This window comes from Spongiibacter sp. (genome assembly GCF_041602295.1).
Taxonomy (GTDB): Bacteria; Pseudomonadota; Gammaproteobacteria; order Pseudomonadales; family Spongiibacteraceae; genus Spongiibacter.
The window spans coordinates 1-3,438 of record NZ_JBFIGO010000172.1 but is presented as its reverse complement, the minus strand read 5'-3'; the positions used below and the strand labels follow the sequence as shown (position 1 = coordinate 3,438).

Sequence of the window (3,438 nt, the reverse complement as noted above, 5' to 3'; positions counted from 1 at the left end):
GGGTCGCCCTTCGGACCGGTATTTTCATTGAAACAAGAATCATCGCCGCTGCCGCCATCCGAGCCGGCCACCGCGGTCGCACAGAGGTATTCAATATAGCGGGCATCGACGAAACCGGCGCTGCCGCCGATCGACAAATAAGGCACTGGCGGCAACCAGAAGAAGTCGAATTCAAAACCCTCGGTCTCGGCATCGGCGGCATTGGTGACAAACATCGTGCGGCCGTCAAAATTGCGCACCTGCAGATCGCGATACTTGGTATGAAAGGCCGCACCGTTAAGCATCAATGAGCCGCCCAGCCACTTACTCTTAAAGCCCAGCTCGTAAGCGGTTGCCGTTTCCGGGTCAAAGGTCAGATGGTCGTCGGTAAAGACCCCAGCGGCAAAGCCACCGCTTTTAAAGCCCTCGGTAACGGTGGCAAACAGCGTCAGTGCTTCTGTGGGCTGCCAGATCATGGTGACTTTAGGCGTAAAATCATAATCGCTGTCACTGCTGGTCACATCAAAGTCTTCTTGACCGGTGACCACTGGCCCCGCCCCCGGCAACCCCCGCTTGCCGGAAACCAGTCTGCCGGTGCGCGAGTCCTCGCCGTAGCGCAGCCCCAATACCGCCGTTACCGTGTCGGTCAAATACCAGTCGAACTGCATAAAATAGGCGGCGCTGTCGGTCTCTACGTCGGTGGTGGCGAACAGAGTTTCGGCCTGGCCCTCGTCGTCGATATCGGGGATATTGCCCGGCAAAAATACTTCGGCCAACAGCGGAAAGTCCGAACCGGGATCATAAAACGCCCCGGCTGCCGCATAGGATGCCACCCCCGCGCCATTGGTCTGGCGGATCGATGAACTGTGCTCGGATTGCGAGAAGAATGCTCCGGCAATAAAGTCGATGCCGTTGCCGATGCCAAACAAGCCCGGCATCCCACCGCCCAGACGCAGCTCCAGCATGGTTTGCTCATAGGCGTTGGGTTTTTCGGTGCCAAAGTCGATGAAGTCGATGGGCGAAAAGTCGCCGTCGATGGCATAGGGCGAACTCAGGGCTGACCAACCGGCAATGGCCTGCAGGTTCAACGCCGAGAAAAAGTTGTCGGGCTGCCAATGTTTCGAATACTTCAGATTGATCGATTCGGTATCGCGATCAGAATAGGTATCGCGGTTCATCGACAGAGTCTCGTTGAATTCGTTGGCTTCTACCTCGGGGTCTTTCTTGCGAAATTCATTCAGTGACTTTTCACTGGCGATTTTCAACTGGGTAATCAGTCCGAGTTCGCGGTGCTTGGACGCCCACACATTCAATAGCAGGTCGGAGGATTCATTGATCCACCACTTCACTTTTAGGCGCGCCGACAGGTCGTCGACTTCATTTTGTTCATCGCGAGCGGTGTTATACACATGACTGTCGCGCTGGCGCGCGCGCAGCGCGATCCGCGCCGCCAACACATCGTCGATCAGTGTCATCGACGCCGCCGCCTCGACTCTCACCTCATCAATTTTCGAGGTGCCCGCCGACACAAAGGCGCCGTTGTCAAAATCCGGATCGCGGGTGGCAAAGTTCAGCACCCCAGCGATGGTGTTCTTGCCAAACAAGGTGCCTTGGGGGCCGCGCAGTACTTCCATGCGCTCCAGGTCAAAATTGGTGTCGTTGATATAGGAGGAACGGCCGTAAAACACATCGTCTATCGACAGCCCCACCGAGGGCTCCAGACCGCGCCCCAGCGGCGGCGTACCAAAGCCGCGAATGGTCAGCACCGGGGAGTGCCCCAGCGAGTTATCGAATTTGATATTGGGGGTGTACTGCACCAGTTCGCCAATATCGACGGTCGCCATATCGGTCATAAAATCGCGATCAAAGCTCGACACCGACACCGGCACATCCTGCAGGCTTTCCGCGCGTTTCTGCGCGGTGACAATCACCTCTTCGATGACCCGCCGCTTCTTGCCTGCCGCCTCTGTGCCGGCCTCGGCCACAGCATTACTGGCAAGCGACAGGCTCAGCAGCAGTGTACTCAGATTGTTATAATTGGCTATCCGCATCGAAATCTCTCTTCTGCCACGCTGCAATGAGCGACAGCAGTTTTGTGTTATAGGAATTATTGCGGGCGAGACTAACCCGCGTATCTCACAGCCAGTCTATGCGAGGGGACTTTGCCGACGCCACGACATGCGGTGTCCAATGCCCGGGGGCCGGGCGGATGCTGGATAAACGTCGACGGCCAGCCCGTCGCCCGTCGCTAAACAGGCAACGCAGGCGCGCGCAAACCCCGCCAGACCGCCGGCCAGCGCAGGGCTGCAATTATTGCCCGCGCAGCTCGCGGCGCAGAATCTTGCCAACATTGGACTTGGGCAGCTCGTCGCGAAACTCGATCGCGCGGGGAATCTTGTAGCCGGTAAGCTGCTCGCGGCAAAAGGCGGTCAGCGCCTCGGCTGACAATTCGGCATTGCTGCTCACCACATAGGCCTTCACCGCCTCGCCCGATTTCTTGTCGGGCACGCCCACTACCGCGCACTCGACGACATCGGGGTGGGAATACAGCACGTTTTCAATTTCGTTGGGGTAAACATTGAAGCCCGACACCAGAATCATGTCTTTCAGGCGGTCGACGATACGAATGAAACCATCGGGCTGGATAATGGCGATATCGCCGGTGCGAAACCAGCCCTCGTCGTCTATCGCTTCGGCGGTTGCCTCCGGGCGCTGCCAATAGCCCTGCATTACCTGTGGCCCCCGCACCAGCAGCTCGCCCTCTTGGCCGGCCGGCAGGCGCTGGCCATTGCTGTCGACCACTTTGACCTCCTGGGCCACCATCGGCTTGCCCACGGTGCCCAGCTGACGGTCTGCGCCGTGGCCATTGCAGGACAGCGCCGAGGCGGTTTCCGACAGGCCGTAGCCCTCGAAAATTTCCATGCCGGTACGCCGCTGCCACTCCTCAGCGATCTCTTCAACCAGCGCCGCGCCGCCGGCTATAACGCCCTTGAGGTGGCTAAAGTCCAGCGAATCAAATTCCGGGTGGCGCAGCAGCGCGGTGAACAGGGTATTCACGCCGGCCATGGACGTCACGTTGTAGCGCTTGAATGCCTCGATAATGCTGTCCGGGTTGCGGGGGTCGGGAATCAATACCGACAGCCCGCCGTCGAGGAACACCGACACCACATTCACCGTAAAACCATAGACATGGTAGAGCGGCATCGGCGCCACCAGCACATCGTCCAGCTCGCGATTGGGCTGGTTTTCTACCAGCGCCGCCGACTGCAAACTGCTGGCAAACAAATTGCCCTGGGTGAGTACCGCGCCCTTGGCCACGCCCGTGGTGCCGCCGGTGTACTGCAGCAGGGCAATGTCGTCCATGCTGTGGCTCACCTTGGGCAACTCGGCCGCCGCGCCGCGCGCCAGCACATCGGTAAAGGCCTGCAAATTCGCCAGTGGCGACTCCGGCAATGGCTG

General features: G+C 59.1%; 2 protein-coding genes. Both read right to left on the bottom strand.

What is annotated here, in order from left to right; all coding sequences use genetic code 11:
- On the bottom strand, positions 1 to 2,030 hold a 2,030-nt coding region (locus ABYM29_RS15275; RefSeq protein ID WP_372865654.1), incomplete at its 3' end, for a TonB-dependent receptor.
- A 259-nt stretch (positions 2,031 to 2,289) separates the two neighbouring features.
- Positions 2,290 to 3,438: AMP-binding protein (locus ABYM29_RS15270; protein WP_372865653.1), on the bottom strand; the 1,149-nt coding region annotated here is incomplete at its 5' end.